General features: G+C 62.4%; 17 protein-coding genes and 1 tRNA gene. 7 read left to right on the top strand and 11 right to left on the bottom strand.

Annotation, left to right across the window (positions count from 1 at the left end; genetic code table 11):
* Both HWE01_RS10695 and HWE01_RS10690 read left to right on the top strand, forming a co-directional pair.
* On the top strand, nucleotides 1-1,017 hold the full coding sequence (locus HWE01_RS10695) for an ABC transporter permease subunit (protein ID WP_241821805.1): 1,017 nt from the start codon (nucleotides 1-3) through the stop codon (nucleotides 1,015-1,017).
* A 26-nt stretch (nucleotides 1,018-1,043) separates the two neighbouring features.
* Nucleotides 1,044-2,234: an AGE family epimerase/isomerase gene (locus HWE01_RS10690; RefSeq protein ID WP_241821804.1), complete on the top strand. Its 1,191-nt coding sequence runs from the start codon at nucleotides 1,044-1,046 to the stop codon at nucleotides 2,232-2,234.
* A 35-nt stretch (nucleotides 2,235-2,269) separates the two neighbouring features.
* On the opposite strand, the gene HWE01_RS10685 is transcribed toward HWE01_RS10690, so the two are convergent.
* The 6 genes from HWE01_RS10685 to HWE01_RS10660 form a co-directional block, all read right to left on the bottom strand.
* Nucleotides 2,270-3,199: an HNH endonuclease gene (locus HWE01_RS10685; RefSeq protein WP_241821803.1), complete on the bottom strand. Its 930-nt coding sequence runs from the start codon at nucleotides 3,197-3,199 to the stop codon at nucleotides 2,270-2,272.
* Nucleotides 3,200-3,399: 200 nt separating this feature from the next.
* Nucleotides 3,400-3,476: transfer RNA gene (locus HWE01_RS10680), tRNA-Met, on the bottom strand.
* Between the two features lie 92 nt (nucleotides 3,477-3,568).
* The gene (miaA, locus tag HWE01_RS10675; protein WP_241821802.1) at nucleotides 3,569-4,525 is read right to left on the bottom strand and encodes a tRNA (adenosine(37)-N6)-dimethylallyltransferase MiaA; all 957 of its coding nucleotides are present in this window, start codon (nucleotides 4,523-4,525) and stop codon (nucleotides 3,569-3,571) included.
* A gap of 10 nt (nucleotides 4,526-4,535) precedes the next feature.
* Entirely contained in the window at nucleotides 4,536-6,464 is a 1,929-nt protein-coding gene (gene mutL / locus HWE01_RS10670; RefSeq protein ID WP_241821801.1) for a DNA mismatch repair endonuclease MutL, read from the bottom strand.
* 135 nt (nucleotides 6,465-6,599) lie between these two features.
* On the bottom strand, nucleotides 6,600-8,573 hold the full coding sequence (locus HWE01_RS10665) for a methyl-accepting chemotaxis protein (RefSeq protein ID WP_241821800.1): 1,974 nt from the start codon (nucleotides 8,571-8,573) through the stop codon (nucleotides 6,600-6,602).
* A 447-nt stretch (nucleotides 8,574-9,020) separates the two neighbouring features.
* Nucleotides 9,021-12,044 (bottom strand): sensor domain-containing protein, encoded by a 3,024-nt coding sequence (locus HWE01_RS10660; RefSeq protein WP_241821799.1) that lies wholly within the window; start codon nucleotides 12,042-12,044, stop codon nucleotides 9,021-9,023.
* A 525-nt stretch (nucleotides 12,045-12,569) separates the two neighbouring features.
* Here HWE01_RS10660 and HWE01_RS10655 point away from each other — a divergent pair.
* On the top strand, nucleotides 12,570-13,232 hold the full coding sequence (locus tag HWE01_RS10655; RefSeq protein ID WP_008325737.1) for a VTT domain-containing protein: 663 nt from the start codon (nucleotides 12,570-12,572) through the stop codon (nucleotides 13,230-13,232).
* A gap of 109 nt (nucleotides 13,233-13,341) precedes the next feature.
* On the opposite strand, the gene HWE01_RS10650 is transcribed toward HWE01_RS10655, so the two are convergent.
* Nucleotides 13,342-14,703: an N-acetylmuramoyl-L-alanine amidase gene (locus tag HWE01_RS10650; RefSeq protein ID WP_241821798.1), complete on the bottom strand. Its 1,362-nt coding sequence runs from the start codon at nucleotides 14,701-14,703 to the stop codon at nucleotides 13,342-13,344.
* Complete coding sequence (gene tsaE / locus HWE01_RS10645) at nucleotides 14,667-15,152, bottom strand: tRNA (adenosine(37)-N6)-threonylcarbamoyltransferase complex ATPase subunit type 1 TsaE (protein WP_034349755.1); 486 nt, start codon at nucleotides 15,150-15,152, stop codon at nucleotides 14,667-14,669. Before tsaE ends, HWE01_RS10650 begins: the two co-directional genes overlap by 37 nt.
* 74 nt (nucleotides 15,153-15,226) lie before the next feature.
* On the opposite strand from tsaE, the gene queG reads away from it, so the two are divergent.
* Entirely contained in the window at nucleotides 15,227-16,366 is a 1,140-nt protein-coding gene (queG, locus tag HWE01_RS10640; RefSeq protein ID WP_241821797.1) for a tRNA epoxyqueuosine(34) reductase QueG, read from the top strand.
* Between the two features lie 14 nt (nucleotides 16,367-16,380).
* On the opposite strand, the gene HWE01_RS10635 is transcribed toward queG, so the two are convergent.
* From HWE01_RS10635 to HWE01_RS10625, 3 genes are read right to left on the bottom strand one after another with little or no spacing between them, the layout of a single operon-like run.
* Nucleotides 16,381-17,271 (bottom strand): AEC family transporter, encoded by an 891-nt coding sequence (locus tag HWE01_RS10635; protein ID WP_008325746.1) that lies wholly within the window; start codon nucleotides 17,269-17,271, stop codon nucleotides 16,381-16,383.
* Nucleotides 17,272-17,276: 5 nt separating this feature from the next.
* Nucleotides 17,277-17,867 carry a response regulator transcription factor gene (locus HWE01_RS10630; protein ID WP_008325747.1) on the bottom strand — a complete coding sequence of 197 codons (591 nt, stop codon included), beginning with the start codon at nucleotides 17,865-17,867 and terminating at the stop codon, nucleotides 17,277-17,279.
* A gap of 41 nt (nucleotides 17,868-17,908) precedes the next feature.
* On the bottom strand, nucleotides 17,909-19,936 hold the full coding sequence (locus HWE01_RS10625) for a two-component system sensor histidine kinase NtrB (RefSeq protein WP_034349758.1): 2,028 nt from the start codon (nucleotides 19,934-19,936) through the stop codon (nucleotides 17,909-17,911).
* 203 nt (nucleotides 19,937-20,139) lie between these two features.
* On the opposite strand from HWE01_RS10625, the gene HWE01_RS10620 reads away from it, so the two are divergent.
* From HWE01_RS10620 to HWE01_RS10610, 3 genes are all read left to right on the top strand, one after another.
* Entirely contained in the window at nucleotides 20,140-21,156 is a 1,017-nt protein-coding gene (locus tag HWE01_RS10620; RefSeq protein ID WP_008325752.1) for a TRAP transporter substrate-binding protein, read from the top strand.
* 130 nt (nucleotides 21,157-21,286) lie between these two features.
* Nucleotides 21,287-21,847 carry a TRAP transporter small permease gene (locus HWE01_RS10615; protein ID WP_008325756.1) on the top strand — a complete coding sequence of 187 codons (561 nt, stop codon included), beginning with the start codon at nucleotides 21,287-21,289 and terminating at the stop codon, nucleotides 21,845-21,847.
* Nucleotides 21,844-23,124, top strand: coding sequence for a TRAP transporter large permease (locus HWE01_RS10610; RefSeq protein WP_008325761.1), 1,281 nt, complete (start codon nucleotides 21,844-21,846; stop codon nucleotides 23,122-23,124). Before HWE01_RS10615 ends, HWE01_RS10610 begins: the two co-directional genes overlap by 4 nt.
* The last annotated feature ends 89 nt before the right edge of the window (nucleotides 23,125-23,213 follow it).

Genomic DNA, 23,213 nt, shown 5'->3' with positions numbered 1-23,213 from the left:
ATGGCTCATTCTGCTCCTGTACATAACAACGGCGCTCCCACGCGCGTCTCTTCCACTGTTTCGCAATGGCTGCTGCACCGGCTGGGCATGCTGCCGGTGCTGGTGGTGCTATACCTGTTGTTCTATGCCCTGACGGTTTATCTGAGCGGCGACGGCAGCTCCAACTTCGCCAGCGCGGAAAACACCATGAACATTCTGCGCCAGGTCGCCATCAATCTGGTACTGGCGGCCGGCATGACCTTCGTCATCCTCACGGCCGGCATTGATCTGTCGGTCGGCTCGGTCCTGGCGGTGTCGGCGGTACTGGGCATGCAGGTATCGCTGAGCGCGGCACCGGGCTGGTCGATTCCCATGTTCATCGTCTCGGGTCTGCTGATGGGGATGATCAATGGTGGTATGGTGGCCTTCCTCAACATCAATGCCTTCGTGGTGACGCTGGGCACGATGACGGCCTTTCGCGGTGCGGCCTACCTGCTGGCCGATGGCACCACGGTCCTGAACAATGACATTCCCAGTTTTGAATGGATCGGCAATGGCGACTTCCTGCACGTGCCCTGGCTGATCTGGATGGCCGTGGCAGTGGTGCTGCTGTCCTGGCTGATCCTGCGCAAGACGGTGCTGGGCATGCACATCTACGCCATCGGCGGCAACCTGCAGGCGGCGCGCCTGACAGGTATCCGCGTGGGGCTGGTGCTGCTGTTCGTGTACTCGATCAGCGGCCTGTTCTCCGGACTGGCGGGGGCCATGTCGGCCAGCCGCCTGTATGGCGCCAACGGTAACTGGGGCAGTGGCTATGAACTCGATGCGATTGCCGCCGTGGTGCTGGGCGGCACCAGCCTCATGGGTGGCGTGGGCACGATCTGGGGCACGGTGGTGGGGGCGCTCATCATCGGCGTGATGAACAACGGCCTTACCATTCTCGGTCTGTCCTCGTTCTGGCAATACGTGGCCAAGGGGGCGGTGATCGTACTGGCCGTGATCCTCGACAAATGGCGCCAGAAGGATGCGACCCAATGACACGCTCTTCTCACCCCGGAGTCCCCATGCCTCTTCCCGATGTCGAAAGCCGCGCCTTTCTGCAGGCGCACGTGGCCGATACGCTGGCCTTCTATGATCGTCATGCCATCGATCCCGAGGGCGGATTTTTTCATTACCTGAAGGACGATGGCAGCGTCTACGAGCGCAGTCATCGTCATCTGGTCAGTGCGACGCGCCTGGTCTTCACGCAATCGATGGCCTACCTGCATACGGCGCAGCCGCGCTACCTGGAGCAGGCGCGCCATGCACTGGCGCACCTGGAGCGCTTCCGTCATGTAGCGGGGCCGCTGGCCGGTCTGTATGCGTGGACCTTGCGTGACGGGCAGATCGAAGACGGCACCGTGATGGCTTATGGTCAGGCTTTCGTGCTGCTGGCGATGGCGCATGCGCATCGTATTGGTTTGTGCGATGCGCAGCAGGTAGCGCTGGCGTATGAGCGCATGGAGAGTGCCTTCTTCGAGTCGGCGCATCAGGCGTATGCCGATGAAATCACAGCCGCTGGTGAACTGATCGCCTATCGCGGCCAGAACGCCAACATGCACATGTGCGAAGCCTGCCTGGCTGCCCACGTCGCCACCGGACGAGCTCTCTATCTGGAGCGCGCACAATTGCTGATCGAACGCTTCGTCTTCGGTCTGGCGCGGCAATCGCAGGATCTGGTGTGGGAGCATTACCGACAGGATTGGTCATTGGATCACGACTACAACCGGGGCAACCGCGAGAACATTTTCAAGCCCTGGGGTTTCCAGACCGGGCACCAGACCGAGTGGGCCAAGCTCTTGCTGATCGCCCATGCGCAGGAGCCGCGTCCGGCCTATGTGATGCGCGCTGCGCAATTGCAGGATGCCGCCTGGCGGCATGGTTGGGATGTGCAGCATGGCGGGCTGATCTATGGTTTCGATCCGGACATGCAGCCCTATGACACGGACAAATATTTCTGGGTCCAGGCCGAGTCTTTCGCCAGCGCGTGGCGGCTTTGGCGCGTGACCGGGGAAGACCGTTTCCGCCAGCAGTATCACGCCATCTGGGCGTGGAGCTGGGCGCACATGATCGATCACCATCATGGGGGCTGGTTTCGTATTCTGGCTGCCGATGGCAGCAAGCTGGAAGACACCAAGTCGCCGGCTGGGAAGGTGGACTATCACACCATGGGGGCTTGTTGGGATGTGATGGAGGCGGGTGGGTTGGGTGAGTGAGGATGGTGCTCAGGGGCGGCCTTAATTCTCTTACGTCATTCGCTTAGACCAAAAATGTTCCTATGGGCTTCAAGATACTTCTTATGATTTTGCTGGATTGGAAGAGCGATTTCGCGATGAATATTCAATACACGCGCATCGCGCTCGGAGAGGTGTTTGCTGATCAGAATTTTCCCGTCTTGATTAAAACTGATTAAACCCTTATCGAAAAGTCGATCGATATGAACGGCAAAGAGGAAGCCGTTATAAGGATCGAGCTTTTCTTCATCCGAAGAAATAGCCCATGGTTTGGCATGGCTCGCGATCAGCAGATCAGGATTTGTAATGCCGGTGATCGGGCAGCGCTGCCAAAAATTGAGTAAGTCTCTCCGGAAGCGGCCTTGGCCGATCCGGGCTTCTCGCAAAGCTTGTTTGGTGGTTGAGGAAGAGACTCTTTTGGGCGTGACCATCGGTGCACTTAGGTTGAGCGAGGTTGTGGCGATGGCTTCTTCCTGATCTCCTGCTAAGCGTAACAAATCGATCCCTGCATCCATTGGGAGCGATGCCATGTATCCCTGGAATATGCTTCCAGTCTTTGTCACAACACGCGGCGTGCAACGTTCGTTATACCGCTCTTTAAACGAATCGAGAATGTAGCCTTCGATACTGATGGGTGGTTCGAGCTCGAAAAAATCAACATCGACGCGTCGCCCATTCGGATCCCATTCATTGAAGATCCGGGTGGTCGGTGGAGCGGCCTCGTAGGCGTTTAATTTTGCGACAGCGATATACGCAATCTTGCGATCTACATTGCAAAAGATGATGTCCCCAGCGCGCACGGTAGCGACCGAATTCCAGTGGCTAAAGTAAGTCGTGCGTACTCCACCGCTGGCCTTAGGTTTCTCGCTATGCAGCGGCGCCCAGAGAAAATGCCCTTCAATCGCCTCTTTGTGCGATTTACCGATATTGACCCAGAAAAAATTCAATTCTTCCCTCGTGTTTTCCCGTTTTTCTCGAGAATATTCGAGTTTTAGGGCTTTAGGGGGAGAGATTCCTATTTTTGAATAGAACGGTAGGTGAAGAAATGGGTGTTGAAGACAAAACAAAAAACCCGCCCTTCTTTCGAAGAGGCGGGTTTTTCGGACGGCGCCGCATACGCATGATTGCACATGCAGCGACGGGTATCTGGTGGTGATAGGTGGACTTGAACCACCGACCCCAGCATTATGAGTGCTGTGCTCTAACCAGCTGAGCTATATCACCAGGAGGCAAGCCCGAGACTATAGAGGTCTCGTCGCTGTCTGTCAATACTTTTTCCGTATTTCCTGATTATTTTTATCCACAGCCGCAGCAGTTCATCCGCCGTGATGTTCCGCCACCGCCTGTTGCACCCGCGCCAGTACCTCGGCCGTGGCGTGTGGCCGGTTGCAGTCGATGCTGATGCGCTCTGGCATGGAACGCAGCCAGGTCAACTGACGCTTGGCCAGTTGGCGCGTGGCCGCAATGCCCTTCTCGCGCAGCTCGGCCGCATCGATGCTGCCATCCAGGTATTCCCACATCTGCCGGTATCCCACGCAACGCATCGAGGGCAGGCCCAGGTGCAGGTCGCCACGCGCGCGCAGGGCGGCGACTTCGCGCTCCAATGCGCCACCGCGCAGCATCAGGTCAAAGCGCAGTGCAATCCGCTCATGCAGCACCGCACGATCAGCAGGCTCCAACGCCAGCGGCAATAGCGCGAAAGGCAAGGGCTCAGGTGGCTTCTGCGACAGCAACGACGACATCGGCTGCCCCGTCAGCAAGCTGATCTCCAGCGCGCGCTGAATGCGCTGGCTGTCGGTCGGCTTCAGACGCGCGGCCGTCACCGGGTCCAGCGTGGCCAGGCGCGCGTGCATGGCCGGCATGCCGATGCGCGCCGCTTCTTCATCCAGTTGCGCACGCAGCACAGGATCAGCCTGCGGCAGCTCATCCAGACCATCCCGCAATACCTTGAAATACAGCATCGTGCCACCCACCAGCAAGGGCAGCTTGCCGCGCCCGGCAATCTCCTGCGTCAGGCGCAGCGCATCCTGGCGGAACTGCATGGCCGAGTAAGCCTCGGTGGGGTCGAGGATGTCGATGAGGTGGTGCGGCACGGCAGCCAGTTCTTCCGGGCTGGGCTTGGCGGTGCCGATGTCCATCTCGCGATAGACCAGGGCCGAATCGACGGAAATGATTTCGCAGGGCAGGTGCCGGGCAATCTCCAGCGCGGCCGCCGTCTTGCCGGACGCGGTGGGGCCCATGATGGCCACGGCCAGTGGGAGGCGCTGGGTCATCGCACCGTCCTTACTGGCCACGCAGGAAGAGCTTGTCCAGATCCGACAGGCCCATCTGCGTCCAGGTGGGGCGGCCATGGTTGCACTGGTCGGAACGCTCGGTGGCCTCCATCTGGCGCAGCAGCGCATTCATCTCCGGCAACGTCAGGCTGCGATTGGCGCGCACCGCCGTGTGGCAGGCCAGGGTGCCGAGCAGTTCGTTGCGACGTTCCAGCAGGACACGCGAGCCGCCATATTCACGGACATCGCGCAGCACATCGCGCGCCAGGGTCTGGGCATCGGCATTCTTCAGCAGTGCCGGGACGGCACGCACGGCCAGTGTCGTCGGTGACATCACTGCGATGTCGAAGCCCAGGGCCGACAGCGTCTCATGGTGTTCTTCCACCGTGCCGACTTCCACCGGATCCGCATAAAAGGTGACCGGGATCAGCAAGGGCTGCACGAACATCTCGTTGCCATCCAGCGCCGTCTTCAGTTGTTCGTAGAGGATGCGTTCATGCGCCGCGTGCATGTCGACCACTACCAGACCGGCCCGGTTCTGCGCCAGCACGTAGATGCCATGCAGTTGCGCCAGCGCGAAACCGAGCGGGAAGTCGCCCTCGGGCAGCGGTGCAGCGGGCTCTGCAGCGGTCTGGAAAGCGCTGCCGTCGCCGCCCTGGGCAGCAGGCTCGCTGCGGAACATGTTGCCGTAAGCGGCGCGATCCTGGCGCACGCCAAAGCCGCCACTCCCTTGCGCACCGTTGCCGGCAAAGGAGAAGGGGCGCGGCTGTTCGGCGAACTGGGCGGAGAAGCTCTGCTGTTTCTGTTCACGCATCCAGGGCAGCGGGGCATTCGGTCCGCTCGCGGGCGCGGTGCTGCCGTCGCTATTGTCCGGCTGCTGTTGCGGCAGATTGCCGAAGGAGACTGCCGAGGTCTGCGCCAACGCGCGCCAGACCGCATGAAAGACGAACTGGTGCACCGCGCGGCTGTCGCGAAAGCGCACTTCGATCTTGGAGGGGTGCACGTTCACATCCACCAGCGCCGGGTCCAGCGTGAGCGAGAGTGCATAGGCCGGATAACGGTCGCCATGCAGCACATCCTGATAAGCCGCACGCACGGCGTGGGTGAGCAGCTTGTCACGGACGAAGCGGCCATTGACGTAGAAATACTGACCGTCGGCGCGCGCCTTCGAGGCCGTCGGCAGACCGACGAAACCATGCAGGCGCAAGGGGCCGGCGCTTTCGTCGAGCGGCAGGCGGGCATTGGCGAATTCGTCGCCAAGGATGTGGGCACTACGTTTGGCGAATTCACCGACGTTCCAGTGATCGACTGTCTTGCCGTTGTGCGAGAGTGAAAAGCTCACATCCGGACGCGCCAGCGCAATGCGCCGCACGACCTCGGCGCAATGGCCGTATTCGGTCTGCTCGGACTTGAGGAATTTGCGTCGCGCCGGGGTGTTGAAATACAGGTCCTGCACATCGATGGTGGTGCCCTGTGCGCCTGACGCCGGGGCCACGGTACCAAACTGGGAGCCGGTGATTTCCCACGCATGGGGGGCATCGGCGGTGCGGCTGGTCACGGTCAGTTGGGCGACCGAGGCGATCGAGGCCAGCGCCTCGCCACGGAAGCCGAGCGTGGAGACGTTCTCCAGATCAGTCAGTGAAGCGATCTTGGAGGTTGCGTGGCGCGCCAGTGCCAGCGGTAATTGCTCCGGTGGTATGCCGCGTCCGTTGTCGGTGATGGCGATGCGTTTGACACCGCCTTGCTCCAGGCGCACGGTGATCTGCGTGGAGCCGGCATCGAGCGCGTTCTCCAGCAATTCCTTGACGACCGCAGAGGGACGTTCGATCACCTCGCCGGCGGCAATCTGCGAGATCAACTGATCGGGCAGGGCCTGGATGGGGCGATGGGACGGGGCGGCAGCCGGTTCGGAGGCAGGGGAGGAGTGCGGTACGTTCATTGCGCGATTATACCTGCCGACGCCGCAGGCCGGATGTGACGAAGCCGCCCGGAGGCGGCTTCGAGGGTGGTTGTGCCATGCGTTTTTTCTGCGCGGCAATCAGTCAGTCACCACGCTGAAAACGATATAAATGATTTACACGCGGAAGGTGCTCACCGCTGCGGCCAGGCGTTCAGCCTGCTGCTGCAGCGATTGGGCTGCGGCCGCAGCCTGTTCCACCAGGGCCGCGTTCTGCTGGGTGCTCTCATCCATCTGGGCGATGGCGCGGTTGATCTGGTCAATGCCTTCGCTCTGCTCGCGGCTGGCGGTGGTGATCTCGCTGATGACGGTGGAGACGCGTTGCACGCTGGCCACCACGTCGTTCATGGTGTTGCCGGCCTGGGCCACCAGCTGTCCGCCACCGGCCACGGTCTGTACCGAGGCGTCGATCAGTTCCTTGATTTCCTTGGCGGCCGATGCGCTGCGTTGGGCCAGCGTACGCACTTCGGTGGCCACCACGGCGAAGCCGCGGCCCTGTTCACCGGCGCGCGCCGCTTCCACGGCGGCATTCAAGGCCAGGATATTGGTCTGGAAGGCGATGCCATCAATCACGCTGATGATGTCGACGATGCGTTGCGAAGAGCTGTTGATGGCATCCATGGTCTGCACCACCTGGCCGACCACTTCGCCACCGTGGCTGGCCACGTCCGAGGCGGAACCGGCCAGCTCATCAGCCTGAACCGCGTTGGCCGCATTCTGCTTCACGGTCGAGGTCAGTTCTTCCATGGCCGAGGCGGTTTCTTCCAGGGCGCCGGCCTGCTGCTCGGTGCGCGAGGACAGATTGAGGTTGCCGGCGGCGATCTCGCTGGCGGCGGTGTTGATCTCTTCGGTACCGGCGCGCACGCTGGAAACCACTTCCGACAGGCCCATGCTGATGCCGTTGAAGGCGCCCATCAGGCGACCGATCTCGTCGCTGCTGTGCACGTGCAGGCGGGTGGTCAGGTCGCCACCGGCGATGCGATCAGCGGCATCGCACACCGCATCCAGCGGGCGCGTGATCATGCGGTTGATCACCACCGTCAGGATCGCCCCCAGCACCGCCAGGAACAGCAGACCCAGGCCGATATAGAGATTGCGCATGGAGTTGACTTCGTGGGTGATCTCATCGACCGCCGCTTCACCGACGATGACCCAGTTCCACGGCGCATAGTGGGTGAAGACGGCGATCTTCTTGCGGCCATCGCTGCCGGTATAGCGCAGCTGCCCTTCCTTCTGCTGCACCATGGTCTTGATGTAGGTATCGCCGCCGGCATCCTTGGCCTCGATCAGGTTGCCGCCTTCTTCCTTGCCCTCGCGCGGGGCACCGGCAATCATCACGCCCTGATCCTTGCCCTGGCGGCCATTGAGGGCGTAGAAGTTGCCGGTCTCGCCGATCTTGAGGGACTTGATCTGATCCTTCAGGGCCTTCACGTCGGCCGAGATGTCGATGCCCACGTAGAGCACGCCGATGATCTGGCCGGCCTCGTTCTTGATGGGCACGTACTTGGTGATGTACTGCTTGCCGAACAACGTGGCCAGACCGCTGTAGGTCTTGTCGGCCTTCAGCGCCGCATAGCCGGGATGGGCGCGGTCGAGCAGGGTGCCGACGGCGCGGTCGCCGTTTTCCTTCTTCACCGAGGTGGAGATGCGCACGAAGTCGTCACCGGTCTTGGCGAAGATGGTGGCGGTGACGCCGGTGTTGGCGGTGAAGCGGTCGGGGATGGAGAAGTCCAGGTTCAGATCACGACCATCGTTGGACAGCACCGGCGTGGCACGGTCGCCAATCTGTACGGTGCGACTTTCGTCCAGCGTCAGCTTGCCGAATTCCTTGTCGAACATGGTGGAGAAGCGGTCCACCTGGCTGTTCACGGAGCGGTCGAAGATGCCGACCATGTTGGCCACGCCGCGCGCATCGTTGCCCATCTGTTCGATGGAGCGACTTTCCACCATGCGCGAGGCGGAATAGGTGATCAGTATCAGGGCGATCACGAAGACGATGCCCACCAGGGCCACCGTCATGGCAGTCAGTTTTGCACCGACCGAACGGAGGAAAAGGGATGCGCCGCGCGCACCAGACATTGCATTGGCCATGGGTGTTGTTGTTCTTGAAGTCAAAGAATATGGAAAAACAAATACCGAACCAGAAACCATCCGGGGAGCGATGACGACAACTGCCTGCGTGTTCATCTCGCCAGCGTCAGCCCTCCTTGTTTCCGTCGTACGGAACGTCCTGCAGCACTGTGCCTGCGAACCGATGAGAGTCAGGCCAACGGACTGACTTGCTGTATCGGATTGCCGAAACGGCAATGCCACTGGGTCGAAAACGTCATGAGCCACCTTGGTGGAGGTCCAACGTTCATGCTGAAATCACGGTACTTGCGGGGGAGGCCGTCAGTATATCGTCAGCTTTTTGCGGCAGATCAAAATACTTCGAATGTTTGCGCCCACATGTAACTATGCTGTTGTTTTTCCAGCGGGAAAGTGCTTTTTTGGCATGAGATTCCCGGTCTCCCTTGCCCTTGCCGCTTTCCCTGGCGCTCAGATTCCCTTCACAGGTGTGCTTCCATGTTCCGTCGGTACCGGGCTGCTGCGGTAGTCGCGCACCCAGTGCTCCAGTTGATCGGCCGACATCGGCCGCGAAAAATAATAGCCCTGCGCCACGTCGCATCCCTGGCTGACCAGCAGGCGGTACTGCTCGGCGTCTTCCACACCTTCGGCCACCACGATGAGCTTGAGGCTTTCGCCGATGCGGATGACGGCATTGGTCAGGGCACTGACCGCTTCGTCCTTGGCCATGTCGCGCACGAAGCTCTGGTCCAGCTTGAGTTCGCAGACCGGCAGCTTGCGCAGGTAGCCCAGGCTGGAATAGCCGGTGCCGAAGTCATCCATGGCCAGCGGAATACCCAGCGCATGCACGGCGGCGATGGTCTGGTTGGTGCTGGGGTTGGTATCCATGAGCACGGTTTCGGTGATTTCCAGGGTCAGGTCGGTAGGTGCCAGGCTGTAGCGGCGCAGCAGGCCGGTGAGAAATTGCGGCAGGTCGAGGTCGTGGAAATTGGTGGCCGAGAGGTTTACCGAGACCGACGGCACCTGGATGCCGCGCCGCCGCCAGTCGGAGAGCTGGAAGCAGGCTTCTTCGAGCGCCCACTTGCCCAGTTCGCCGATGAGCCCGCATTCCTCGGCAATCGGGATGAAACGCCCCGGGGAAATCTGCCCCAGTTGCGGATCGTGCCAGCGCGCCAGGGCTTCCACGCCATGCAGGCTCAGGTCGTGCAGCTTGATCTGGGGCTGGAAGTGCAGTTCGAAGCGGCCGCCGCGCAGGGCGTCCCGCAGTGCGCTTTCCAAGGCCAGGCGTTCCTGGGCGAGGCTGTTCATCTCCTCGCTGAAGAAACTGAAGCGCCCCCGGTTGACGGCCTTGGCCTGGTACATGGCGATGTCGGCGCGATGCAGCAGGGTCTCGATGTCGTGGCCGTTGTCGGGGTAGATCGCCACGCCGATGCTGGCCGAAGGATTCAAGGGGGTGCCGTTGATGTGGCAGGGCATGGCCAGGCGTTCCTGGATGCGCTTGACCACCTCGGTGAGGTGGTCGGTGTCGTATTGGGTCAGTACCACCACGAACTCGTCGCCCGAGAGCCGGCCCACGATGTCCGAGCGCCGTGCCTGCGACTGCAGGCGGGTCGCTACCGTGCGCAGCAGTTCGTCGCCGGCCTGGTGGCCCAGTGAATCATTGACCTGCTTGAAGCGGTCCAGATCGATGAACATCACCGCCACCGTGCTGCGGTTGCGTTCGGCTGCCGCAATTGCCTGGCCGGCCTGCACCAGCAGCAGACTGCGATTGGGCAGACTGGTCAGCGAATCGTAGAAAGCCAGTTGATGAATGCGCGCGCGCGAGGCTTCGCGCTCGATGGCCAGCGCGCACAGGTGCAGGCCGGCATCGACCAGCAGGTGATGGAAGGCCGTGGGCTGGCGTGGCTGACGATAGTAGAAGCCGAAGGTGCCGATGACCTTGCCATCGGCCGACTTGATCGGTGTCGACCAGCAGGCATGCAGGCCATGGCCCAGTGCCAGCTCCTTGTAGTCGGTCCAGTGCGCATCGGTGGCGATGTCTTCCGAGACCACGCTCTCACCGGTATAGGCGGCGCTGCCGCAGGACCCCACCAGTGGACCGATCTGGATGCCTTCGATGGCGCGCGTGTAGCCCTCCGGCAGGCTGGGGGCGGCCAGGGTGTGCAGGCGGCCCTGTTCGTCCACGCGCAGCACCGAGGCGATCACCTCGGGCGCGACCCGCTCCACTTCCTCGCACAGCAGGTTCATCTGCTCGGGCAAGGAGCAATCCCGCGCCATGGCGTTGAGCACCCGGTACTGCAGGACTTCGTGGACCTTGGTATTGGTGATGTCGGTCATCACGCAGACGGCATTGATGAGCTTGCCCTCTCCATCCAGGATGGGATTGACCACGGCCGAGATCCATACCGGCTGTTCGTGGAAATCGTGGATCAGTTCCTCGGTGTGGAAGCTGTGTCCCTGCAGCAGTTCGCCGTGACAGCGTTCGATCGACTTGACGAAGGTCGGATGGTCGGCAAACAGCTCGCGCGGCAGCTTGCCGATGGTCTGCTGGCTCTGGAAGCCCAGCATGCGGGTAAAGCCGGTGTTGTGGAAGACGATGCGGTTCTGCTCGTCGGTGATGAGCACCGCGTTGTCGGTCTCGTTGATGCCCAGCGAGAGCAGGTGCAGGTGTTCGCGGTCGCTCTTTTCGCGGGTGACGCGATAGGTCACGTCGTTGCCGATGCAGATCACCCGTTCGAGCTGCCCTTGCGGATCGAGCAGGGGCGAATAGGTGGCTTCCCACCAGATCGTGCGTCCGCTGCGGGTGCGGCGCGGGAAGCGGCCCGAGAAGAAGCGGCCGTTGCTGACATCGTGCCAGAAGGCGGTATATTGCTCGCCGGCGGCGTAATCGGACGGGCAGAGCAGGCTGTGCGGCTGGCCGATGAGATCCTCGGCCAGGTATTCCATGGTCTTGAGATAGTTGCGATTGGCCGCCAGGATCCTGCCTTCGGGGGAGAGCTCGATGACGCCCAGCGAGCGGTTCAGGGCGCTGAGGACGTTGTTGCTGTGGTGCGAGTCATCGATGTGGGAACTGATGTCGGAGGCCGCCGAGATCACCTTCAGCAACTGGCCGCTGGCATCCAGGATGGGACTGCACAAGGCTTCCAGCCAGACCAGGGTCCCGTCGATGCGGCGGCGTTGCAGGGTGCCGGCAATCACTTCACCCTGGCGCAGGTGCTGCCAGAAATGCTGGTATCCGTCGCTGTCGGCATAGGCGGGATCGCACAGCATGCGGTGCGGCTGGCCGATGACTTCATGACGCTGGTAGCCCAGCATGGACAGGAAATTGTCGTTGGCATCCAGGATGGTGCCATCAGCCGCAAATTCGAGAATGGCCATGGAACGCCACAAGGCGCCCAGCAGCGCTTCGCGTTCATCCTCGCGCAGGCGCTGGTGGTCTCCCAGCGACTGCGACGGCTGCTCGAACTGGCCCACCAATGACCTCTGGCTCCCCATACAGCGCCCCCTCTGGCCGGTAATGACGCCTGGTGCGTCTTGCCTCATGCAGTGCGGAGTTGCATTGTCCCGGTTCCTCCGGCTTTTCGCCTGCTCCCGGCGGGCGCGATGGACCTCGTCCGTCAGCCCCGTCCTGTCTGCCGCGCAGCCGGGAGCCCCGGCTCCGGAACAGGCAAGTTATGTTTCCTGGTGCATATAGTGCATATGAAATCTGAAGGAATCTGACTTGATCATATGCCAAATCCTTCCCCTTGTGCGTTCTCGTGCATCCACCGCAGGCGCAGTGCAACAGGCCTGCGATCTTGCGTGAGGATTGGTGCGGGAGAAGTTTCCTTCAAGGATTTTATCGACAGCGCGGCCAGCTTCTTGAGTCTGGCCGGGGCGAGTGCTGTATGATGCCTGCGCAGGCGTGGATGATCGCTTCGCCTGCGCGATAGAGCCCCGGCGGACACTGCTTGCGGGGAATATCCGGCCGCGTGGCGATGGGGAGTCCCGGCCTTGATGAATCACCAACGATTGGGCTTTATGGATTATCTGCAGTGGCTGGACGTGCTGTTGCACGTGGACAAATATCTGGGCGTCCTGATCGAGCAGTACGGCCCGCTCATTTATGCCGTGTTGTTCCTGATCGTGTTCTGTGAGACCGGTTTGGTGGTGCTGCCTTTCCTGCCGGGTGATTCGCTGCTGTTCATTGCCGGCACCTTCTGTGCCCTGGGGGCCATGGATATCTGGCTGCTCATGGGGCTGCTGGTGGCCGCGGCGGTGTCCGGCAATACGCTCAATTACTGGATCGGCGGCTGGGTCGGACAACGCGTCTATACCCACAACTACCGCTGGCTCAATCCCGACGCCCTGCGCAAGACCCACGCCTTCTACGAAAAGCACGGTGGCAAGACCATCGTGATCGCCCGGTTCACCCCCATCGTGCGTACTTTCGCGCCCTTCATCGCCGGCGTGTCGGCCATGCACTTTGGCCGCTTCCAGCTCTTCAACGTACTTGGCGCCTTCCTCTGGGTGGTCAGTCTGGTGGTGCTGGGCTACCTGTTCGGCAATATCCCGCTGGTACAGGAGAACCTCAATACGCTGGTCCTCATCGGCATGGTCGCTGCGATTTTCCCCATCGTGCTGGGGGCGTTGTGGCAGCTCTGGCGCAAGCTGCGCGGCAAGCGCAAGGTCAGCAACGCCTGATGTCCCGAGGGACTGTTACGCCAGCCCGCAGAGCCTGCGACACCCAAAGAAAAACCCGGCCTGCTGGCAGCGCCGGGTTTTTTCATGGCCTGCCGGCAAGGGCCAAGACTCAGGTCATCCGGTTCTTGGCCAGCGGCGGGTTCCTGGCGAAGTAGTTGCGGATACCGGTCAGGATGGCGTCGGCCATCTTGTCCTGGTAGTGCTCGTCGGTGAGCTTGGCTTCTTCTTCCGGATTGGAGATGAAGGCGGTCTCGATCAGGATGCTGGGGATGTCCGGTGCCTTGAGCACGGCAAAGCCGGCCTGTTCCACCATTCCCTTGTGCAGCTTGTTGATGCCGCCGATTTCCTTCAACACCGCATTGCCCACACGCAGGCTGTCGTTGATCTGGGCGGTGGTCGACAGGTCCAGCAGCACGCTGGCCAACTGGCGGTCGTGGGTCTTGATGTTGACGCCGCCAATGAGGTCGGCGGAGTTTTCCTTGTTGGCCAGCCAGCGCGCCGCCGTGGAGCTGGCGCCCTTTTCCGACAGGGCGAACACCGAGGAGCCGCGCGCGGTCGGTTGCACGAAGGCATCCGCATGGATGGAGACGAACAGGTCAGCCTGTACCTTGCGGGCCTTGACCACGCGCTGACCCAGCGGCACGAAGAAGTCGGCGTCGCGGGTGAGCATGACGCGCATGTTGGGATATTGCTCGATCTTGCGCTTCAAGCGCTTGGCGATGGAGAGCACCACATCCTTCTCGCGGTTGCCGCGCGCGCCGGTGGCGCCGGGGTCTTCGCCGCCGTGGCCGGGGTCCAGTGCGATGGTGATCATGCGGGTAAGCTGCATGCGCGGCTCGTCCTGCACCACCTTGGGGTTGCGCTCGTTCTTGTCTTCCGGCGGCGGCTTGAGCTCGGCCAGCGGGGCCGGATCGGGTTTTTGCGGCGTCGCCGGGCCTTGTGCCAGGGGCGGAGTGGCCGGGGTTTCCTTGTTCCAGTCGCCCTTCTGGATCAGGGCGGCAATCGGATCGGGCGGGTTGGCCGGATACAGGTCGATGACGAAACGATATTTGTACTCGCCCACCGGGGCCAGGGTGAAGACCTGCGGCTTGATCTCGTCCTTCAGGTCGAACACCAGCCGCACCACGCTGGGGCGGTTCTGGCCGACGCGTACCTGCCTGATGTAAGGATCGTTGGGCTGGATCTTGGCAACCAGGTCCTTCAGGGTGCTGTTCAAGTCGATGCCCTCGATGTCCACCACCAGGCGCTCCGGGTTCTTGACCACGAAGTGGGTGACCTTGAGATTGCTGTCGTTTTCCAGCGTGACCCGGGTGTAATCCTCGGACGGCCAGACGCGCACGGCCAGGATCTGCGAGGCCAGGGCGGGCAGGGGAGTGACGACGGAGACGAACAGGGCGCCGCCGGCTTTGATGATGGTGCGGCGGGTTTTGGACTTCACAGGTTGGGAGCGAATTTCAGTCGAGCGAGGCATTGATGACCCTTGTCGGACAACGCACGCAATTCTACATCACGACCGTCCCCTGCAAGCGACAGGTTGACGTGTATGTCCGGTGGCGGCAACACCGGATCGCCCTTTTCAGGCCATTCGACGATACAGACGGAGTTTTCGCTGAAATGTTCACGAAAACCGGCATCGAGAAATTCCTCCGGGCTGGCCATGCGGTACAGATCGAAGTGGATGACTGTTACCATGCGGCCTGCGAAGGAAACTTCATAGGGCTCCGCCAGCGTGTAGGTCGGGCTCTTGACGCGTCCCTGATAGCCCGCCGCATGCAGCAGGGCCCGCGTGAGCGCGGTCTTGCCCGCGCCCAGGTCGCCGTGCAGGTAGATGGCCAGGCCCGGCACCAGCACCTGCGCCAGGTCGGCGCCCAGCCGTGCGGTGGCGGTTTCGTCGGGCAGGTGGAGATGGAGTCGCTGCATCGTCATGCTGTTCTGGGTCATCCGGGATGGTTCGTTACAAGTTACAAGATACTGGTTTCAAGGTTCAATGCCGCATGTCGTCCGACTCTACACCCGTCGATCTTGCTGATCCCGCCTTCCTGGCGGCGCTGGCCGCGACCATCAAGCGCTGGGGCCGCGAGCTGGGGTTTGCCGACGTGCGCATTGCCGACGTCGATCTGTCACACCGCGAAGCGGGCTTCCAGGCCTGGCTGGACAAGGGGTATCACGGCGAGATGGATTATATGGCAAGCCACGGCATGAAACGCGCGCGGCCGGCCGAACTGGTGCCCGGTACGGTGCGCGTGGTCAGCGTGCGCATGCCCTATCTGCCGGCCGCCGTCGACCCCGCCCGGTCCGAACAGCCCGACTGGCGCGCCCGCGAAGAGGCGCGCAGTGCCGATCCTGCGGCGGCCCAGGTCTCGATCTATGCGCGCGGACGCGACTACCACAAGGTCCTGCGCGCGCGCCTGCAGCAGTTGGCGACCCGCATCGAGGGGCGCATCGGTACCTTCGGGTATCGCGTCTTCACCGATTCGGCCCCGGTCATGGAAGTGGCCCTGGCCGAGAAGGCCGGGCTGGGCTGGCGCGGCAAGCACACGCTCTTGCTGCACCGGGAGGCCGGTTCGATGTTCTTCCTGGGCGAGATGCTGACCGACCTGCCGCTGCCGGTGGATGATCCGGTCACGTCGCATTGCGGCCAATGCAGCGCCTGCATCACGGCCTGTCCGACGGGCGCCATCGTCGCCCCTTACGAACTGGATGCGCGACGCTGCATTTCCTACCTCACCATCGAACTCAAGGGCAGCATCCCGGAAGCGCTGCGCCCGCTGATCGGCAATCGCATCTACGGCTGCGACGACTGCCAGCTCTACTGTCCCTGGAACAAGTTCGCCCAGCGCGCCAGCCTGCCAGACTTCGACCCGCGCCACGGACTCGATAGCGCCAGCCTGGTCGACCTGTTCGGCTGGAGCGAAGCAGAATTCCTGAAAAATACCGAAGGCAGCGCCATTCGCCGCATTGGTCACGAACGCTGGCTGCGCAACCTGGCCGTGGGCCTGGGCAATGCCGCCGCGGTCGCTTCGCATCGGGGGGATGCCGCCATCGTGGCGGCCTTGCGTGCCCGCCAGGGGCATCCCTCGGCGCTGGTGGCCGAGCATGTGGCCTGGGCGTTGGCACGCCACGGTATCACCTAGCGCGCGTCGGCCTATCAGTGCACCAGCGCCAGCCAGATCGGGATGGTCAGCGCCGAGAGCATGGTTCCGAGTGAAATGAGGAAGGCCGTGAAGGGACCGTTGCCGCCCATGCGCGCAGCCAGGATGTAGGCGCTGGAGGCGGTGGGCAGGCTGCAGAACAGCACCACGATGCGCCACTGCAACGGCGGCAGGTGCAACAGCATGCCGACCACATAGGCGGTCAACGGCACGGCGAAGAGCTTGATCACGATGAACCAGGCCACCACCGGTTTGCTCTCCTTCAATCCCGACAGGCGCAGCCCGGCTCCGACCATCAGCAGACCCAGGGCAATGGAGGCGGCACCCAGGCGCGAGAGCACCACGCTGGCCGCTTCCGGCAGATGCAGGCCCAGTGCAGAAAACGTCAGGCCGCCAGCGGTCGCCACCAGCAAGGGATTGCGGGCCAGCTCGCGCAGCAGGTTGCTGTTTTTCGCGGCCAGCGCATGCACTGCGGCGATATTGCAAAGGGGCACGCCAAAGCCCAGCAGGATGGCCATCAGGCCCGCACCTTCCTCGCCGGCCATGCGGGTGGCCAGTGCCAGGGCGATATAGGAGTTGAAGCGATAGGCGCACTGCATGCCCGACTCGTAGGTCATGGGCGTGGCACGCAACAGGGGTTTGCCCAGCCAGGTCAGCGCGATGCCCACCAGCAGCGAGCTCACGCCGGTCTGCACCATGCCGCCGGTGACCGAGAGGTCGACCTTCAGGCGCGCCGTGGAATAGAACAGCAGGGCAGGGAAGAGGATGAAGTAGACCAGCTTTTCCATGCCTGCCCAGAATTCGTCGCCCCAGTTGGAGAGACGATAGACCAGTACGCCCAGCACGATGAGGCTGAAGTCGGGCAGCAGAAGGTTGAGGATTTCCACAGCGCTTACTTCAGCAGCCGCGCCAGTTCGACGGCGGTCTTGACGTTCATCTTGTCGAAGATGTGGGCGCGATGGACTTCCACGGTACGCATGCTGATGCCCAGTTCATCGGCAATGACCTTGTTCATCTTGCCGGCCAGGATCAGGTCCAGCACTTCGCGTTCACGCGCCGAAAGCGCCGCCAGGCGGCTCTGCACGGCATCTTCGGCACCACCGGCGCGCGAGCTTTCCAGGGCTTCCAGCACGCGATCCATCAGCTGGTTGTCATTGAAGGGCTTCTCGAAGAAATCGAAGGCGCCGTTCTTGAGCATATCGACCGCCATGGGCACATCGCCATGACCGGTCAGGAAGATCACCGGGCGCCGGTGCAGCAGCCCCTTGGTCTTGAGTTCGTTGAACAGCGCCACGCCGCTGGTGCCGGGCATGCGCACGTCCAGCAGCAGGCATTCGCCCTCGGCATCGATCCCGGTGGCATGGGTCAGCGCGGCCAATACGGCAGTGCCGCTCTCGTAGCCGACGGCAGCGATGTTGCGCGAGCGCGCCAGCCAGGTCAGCGAATCGCGGATGATTTCTTCGTCGTCGACTATGTGCAGCATCGGTATGCGGGCGGGGATTCCAGAGTGGGGAAGGCGTCTCGTTATTGTGGCTGCGTGCGTTGGGCAGGCAGCGAAAACCGGAAGATTGTACCGCCTGCCGGGTTATCGGTGTAAGTGAGCGTGCCGCCGTGGAATTCGATGGTGGTGCGGCAGATGTTCAGACCCATGCCCATGCCCTCGGCCTTGGTCGAGAAGAAGGGCGAGAACAGGCGCGCCGCTACGTCCTCGGCAATCCCGTGCCCCTGGTCGATCACCGACACCGTGACCGATTCTGCACCATCGTCATTGCGAGTCAGCTCGGCGCTCACGCGCAGGATGCGGCGCGCCGACGGCACGGCGGCCATGGCCTGGATGCCGTTGCGGGTCAGGTTCAGGAGCACCTGTTCCAGCAGCACCTGGTCGCCCAGCACGGGCGGCAACGATTTGGGGACCTGCCACTGCAGCACCACGAAGAACTGTTGCGCCTGCAGTTCGACCAGCGGCGCCACGTTCTCCACCAGTTGCCGGATCTGCAGTCGCTGGCGCGCCGGTTCGCGCTTCTTGACGAACTGGTGCACGCTGCGGATCACATGGCCGGCCCGCTGGGCCTGGGCATGGATCTTCTCCAGCGCAGGTTGCAGCGCCTTGGGATCGGCCTGGCCCTGCTGCATCATGTTCAGCGCCCCGGTGGTATAGCTGGAGATGGCCGCCAGCGGCTGGTTCAGCTCGTGGGCCAGGGTCGAGGCGATCTCGCCCATGCTGGCCAGGCGGGCGCTGGCCTGCAGCTTTTCTTCCTGGGTGCGGTTGAGGTCTTCGGCGCGCTTGCGTTCGGAGATGTCGAGAATGGAACCCATCCAGCCGGTCTGCCGGCCATCCTGGTCCACCAGCGGCGACTCGAAGATCAGCACCGGAAAGCGCTCGCCATCGCGGCGCTGGAAGATGGTCTCGAACTGCGGCGTGGCGCGCCCGGCCAGCACGTTGGAGAAGCGCTCCTGGTATTCATCCATGGCCTCCGGAGCCCAGTAGGGCATGGGCGGGATCTTGCCTACCAGCTCCTCGGGGGCGAAGCCGACCATCTTGCAGAAGGCCGGATTGACGTAGGTGATGCGGCCCTCCAGGTCGCGTGCGCGCATGCCGGTGACCAGTGAATTTTCCATCGCCGCGCGAAATACGGCTTCATTGAGCAGGGCCTTCTCGGCCTTGGTGCGCCGGTTGATGTCGCGCCACAAGGCCCACAGGCTCCACAGCAGGCCCAGCGAAAGCACCATCACCGAGCCCACCAGCAGATTGGGCAGAAGCTTGGGGGCGCTCTTGGTGCTGTTGGTATGCAGCACCAGGGTCAGGCCCGGCAGCTCCAGTTCGCGCCGGTGGGTATAGACGTTCAGGCCCGGTCCACCCGAGGTGCGGCGGGCCACGACATTGTCGTCGGTATCGGTGAGCGAGATTTCATTGTCCTGCGCGAACCACCACGGCACCATCTCGTTGAGGATGCGCGCCACTGCGTAGCTGGCCACGAGGCTGCCGATGTAATGGTTGTCGCGAAACAGCGGCACGTGATAATCCATGAGCATCGGCTCGGCGATGCCGGGCGGCACGGCCGGCGGGCTGTAGAGCGGGCGGTGCATCTGCTGCGCGCGGTCGGACGTCATCAGCGAAGGGGGTGAGAGATCGTTGCGACCGATAGGGAAATCGTCGGTGGAGGCCACCGCTCGCCCCTCGGCATTGAACCAGGTGACGCGATAGAACTCGCGGTTGTTGCGCAGCAGGGCATTCAAGCGGCTGCGGAAATGATCCCGGTGCAGGCGGCCATTGATGATCTCGCGGCCGATGATGCGCATGCTCTCGTCATCGCGACTCAACTGGAAGCGGATCGCCTGTTCCACCCACAGCGAATCGGCGATCAACTGTTCCAGCCGTTCGCTGGCTTCCATCTGCTGGGCCTGGCGCGGCAGCCAGATCAGCGTGACCAGAAACAGGCACATCAGCAGGAAGGGGATCAGCCAGCGCATGGTCGTCTTGCGGCCTGAGGCCTGCAACTGCGAGGCGGCATCGGGCTGGTGAGCGATCGGCGGTGGCGGGACGGTTTTCATGACGCCGCCAGTGTAGCCGCCCCCCAGGCCCGGCGCCAGCCTCCCGCGCAGCGGGAAGGTCAGGCAGCGGGACATTGTGGTTTTCCACAGTTGCCCTGCTTTGGTGAGCCCGCGAAAATTCGCGGGCACAATCCGGTTCTCATCAAGACCGGCCATATCCGAGAAGAACGAACAATCATTCAAACCTCACTGGGGAGACAAGCATGAAACTGAAGTCCATCGTCTTTGCGCTGGCTGCGGCCACCGTCGTCAATGTCGGCCTGGCTGCCAGCGCCTTCGCGCAGCAGCCCATCATCATCAAGTTCAGCCACGTGGTGGCCAACGACACGCCCAAGGGCAAGGCTGCCGAGCGTTTCAAGGAACTGGCCGAGAAGGCCACCCATGGCCGCGTGAAGGTCGAGGTCTATCCCAACAGCACCCTGTACAAGGACAAGGAAGAACTGGAAGCCCTGCAACTGGGCGCGGTGCAGATGCTGGCGCCGTCGCTGGCCAAGTTCGGTCCGCTGGGCGTCAAGGAGTTCGAGGTCTTCGACCTGCCCTACATCTTCCCCAGCAAGGACGTGCTCTATCGCGTCACCGAAGGCCCCATCGGCAAGTCCCTCTTCAAGAAGCTGGAGCCCAAGGGCATCACCGGTCTGGCTTACTGGGACAATGGTTTCAAGGTGATGTCGGCCAACAAGCCGCTGCATCATCCGTCCGATTTCCGTGGCCTGAAGATGCGCATCCAGTCCTCCAAGGTACTTGATGCACAGATGCGTGCACTGGGCGCCAACCCGCAGGTGCTGGCCTTCTCCGAGGTCTACCAGGCCCTGCAGACCGGCGTGGTCGACGGTACCGAGAACCCGCCCTCGAACCTGTACACCCAGAAGATGCACGAAGTGCAAAAGGACGTCACCGTCTCCAACCACGGTTACCTGGGCTATGCGGTCATCGTCAACAAGAAGTTCTGGGACGGTCTGCCCTCGGACGTGCGCACCCAGCTCGAAGGCGCCATGAAGGATGCCACCAAGTACGCCAACGCCATCGCCCAGCAGGAAAATGATGCGGCCCTGGCCGCCGTCGAAAAGTCCGGCAAGACCACCGTCTATCGTCTCACCGACGCCGAGAAGGCTGAATGGCGCAAGGCCCTGCTGCCGGTACAGCAGCAGATGGCCGGTCGCATCGGCAAGGACCTGATCGACGCCGTCAACAAGGAAGCGGCAGCTCTGGGTCAGAAGTAAGCATCATCGGCTGCATTGGCCGCCCGCCTGCGTAGCCAGGCGGGCGCCTCCCTGTCAAGACCAATCCGAACAAGCAATGTCATGGGCTGATACCACTACGGTATCGGCCTGCTGGCGCAAGGAGACTTCAATGAAGTTACTCGACCATCTGGAAGAGTGGCTGATCGCGTTCCTCATGGCCGCGGCCACCTTCATCATTTTCGTGGCGGTGGTACACCGCTACGCCTCCGGCCTGGATATTCCCTGGCTGCAGGACCGGCTCATCCAGATCAACATGAGCTGGGCCCAGGAGCTGTGCATCTTCATGTTCGTGTGGATGGCCAAGTTCGGTGCCGCCTATGGCGTGCGCACCGGCATCCACGTCGGCGTCGACGTGCTGATCAACCGCATGAACACGCCGTGGCGCAACAAGTTCGTGCTCTTCGGCCTGTTTGCCGGCGCGCTCTTCACCGGTATCGTCGGCACCTTCGGCGCCGAATTCGTCTACGACATCGCCCAGCACGACAGCACCTCCGAAGTGATGGAGGTGCCGATGTGGATCGTCTATCTGGCCGTTCCGCTGGGTTCCTACCTGATGTGTTTCCGCTTCCTCCAGGTCGCGTGGAATTTCTACCGCACTGGCGACTTGCCCAAGCATGACCATGCCCACGTGGAAGGTCTGGACGAAGAAAGCAGCGGAGGTAAAGCATGAATGCACTGATCATTTTCGTCTTGCTGTTTGCCCTGATGCTGACCGGGATGCCCATCTCGATCTCGCTGGGCCTGACTGTCCTGACCTTCCTCTTCACGATGACCGACGTGCCTATCCAGTCGGTGGCTCTGAAGCTGTTTACCGGGATCGAGAAGTTCGAGATCATGGCGATTCCGTTCTTCATCCTGGCCGGCAACTTCCTCACCCATGGGGGGGTGGCGCGGCGCATGATCAACTTCGCCACGTCCATGGTCGGCCACTGGCATGGCGGCCTGGCCCTGGCCGGCGTGCTGGCCTGCGCGCTGTTCGCGGCGGTCTCGGGTTCCTCGCCGGCGACCGTGGTGGCCATCGGTTCCATCATCCTGCCGGCGATGGTCAATCAGGGCTTCCCCAAACGCTTCGGCGCGGGTGTCATCACCACCTCCGGCGCACTGGGCATCCTGATCCCACCTTCCATCGTGATGGTGATGTATTCGGTCTCCACCAATACCTCGGTGGGCAAGCTGTTCATGGCGGGCGTGGTGCCGGGTCTGCTGCTGGCCTTCCTGCTGGGGCTGACTACCTGGTTCCTGGCGCGCAAGAACAACTACCCGCGCCTGAAGAAGGCGACCTGGGCCGAGCGCGGCGCCGCCTTCCGCAAAAGTGGTTGGGGCCTGTTCCTGGTGGTCATCGTCATGGGCGGCATCTACAGCGGCGTATTCACGCCCACCGAAGCTGCGGCCATGGCGGCGGTGTACGCCTTCTTCATCGCCGTGTTCGTCTACAAGGACATGAGCCTCAAGCAGGTCCCCAAGGTGCTGCTGGATTCGGCCTCGATGTCGGCCATGCTGCTCTACATCATCACCAACGCCGTGCTGTTCTCCTTCCTGGTGACCAGCGAGAACATCCCGCAGACGATGGCTGCCTGGATCACCGATTCCGGCCTGGGACCGATCACCTTCCTGCTGGTGGTCAACGTGCTGCTGCTGCTGGCCGGTAACGTCATGGAGCCTTCGTCCATCGTGCTGATCCTGGCGCCGATCCTGTTCCCGGTGGCGATGAAGCTGGGTATCGACCCGGTGCACTTCGGCATCCTCATCGTGGTCAACATGGAAGTGGGCATGTGCCACCCGCCGGTGGGCCTGAACCTGTACGTGGCCTCGGGCATCACCAAGATGGGCATCACCGAACTGACCGTCGCGGTCATGCCGTGGCTGCTGACCATGCTCGGTTTCCTGGCGCTGGTGACGTACTGGCCGACCCTGTCGCTGTGGCTGCCCAACCTGATCTACAACTGATCGGCGATGCCGTCATGAGACGATGAAATCGGCACCGCGAGGGTGTGCACCAGGTCGGTGCCGATTTCGTCAGATGTCTGTCAAGTTGC

The organism is Herbaspirillum sp. C7C8 (assembly GCF_022627875.1).
Classification (GTDB): Bacteria; Pseudomonadota; Gammaproteobacteria; order Burkholderiales; family Burkholderiaceae_D; genus Herbaspirillum.
Note: the sequence above shows the minus strand (reverse complement) of the source record. Positions and strands in the feature narration are given on the sequence as shown.

Coding starts and splice junctions, on each gene's coding strand:
- HWE01_RS10695 (WP_241821805.1), top strand. CDS start 1: ATGGCTCATTCTGCTCCTGTACATAACAACGGCGCTCCCACGCGCGTC.
- HWE01_RS10690 (WP_241821804.1), top strand. CDS start 1,044: ATGCCTCTTCCCGATGTCGAAAGCCGCGCCTTTCTGCAGGCGCACGTG.
- miaA (WP_241821802.1), bottom strand. CDS start 4,525: ATGACCCAGCGCCTCCCACTGGCCGTGGCCATCATGGGCCCCACCGCG.
- mutL (WP_241821801.1), bottom strand. CDS start 6,464: ATGAACGTACCGCACTCCTCCCCTGCCTCCGAACCGGCTGCCGCCCCG.
- HWE01_RS10665 (WP_241821800.1), bottom strand. CDS start 8,573: ATGGCCAATGCAATGTCTGGTGCGCGCGGCGCATCCCTTTTCCTCCGT.
- HWE01_RS10660 (WP_241821799.1), bottom strand. CDS start 12,044: ATGGGGAGCCAGAGGTCATTGGTGGGCCAGTTCGAGCAGCCGTCGCAG.
- HWE01_RS10655 (WP_008325737.1), top strand. CDS start 12,570: ATGGATTATCTGCAGTGGCTGGACGTGCTGTTGCACGTGGACAAATAT.
- HWE01_RS10650 (WP_241821798.1), bottom strand. CDS start 14,703: ATGCCTCGCTCGACTGAAATTCGCTCCCAACCTGTGAAGTCCAAAACC.
- tsaE (WP_034349755.1), bottom strand. CDS start 15,152: ATGCAGCGACTCCATCTCCACCTGCCCGACGAAACCGCCACCGCACGG.
- queG (WP_241821797.1), top strand. CDS start 15,227: ATGTCGTCCGACTCTACACCCGTCGATCTTGCTGATCCCGCCTTCCTG.
- HWE01_RS10630 (WP_008325747.1), bottom strand. CDS start 17,867: ATGCTGCACATAGTCGACGACGAAGAAATCATCCGCGATTCGCTGACC.
- HWE01_RS10625 (WP_034349758.1), bottom strand. CDS start 19,936: ATGAAAACCGTCCCGCCACCGCCGATCGCTCACCAGCCCGATGCCGCC.
- HWE01_RS10620 (WP_008325752.1), top strand. CDS start 20,140: ATGAAACTGAAGTCCATCGTCTTTGCGCTGGCTGCGGCCACCGTCGTC.
- HWE01_RS10615 (WP_008325756.1), top strand. CDS start 21,287: ATGAAGTTACTCGACCATCTGGAAGAGTGGCTGATCGCGTTCCTCATG.
- HWE01_RS10610 (WP_008325761.1), top strand. CDS start 21,844: ATGAATGCACTGATCATTTTCGTCTTGCTGTTTGCCCTGATGCTGACC.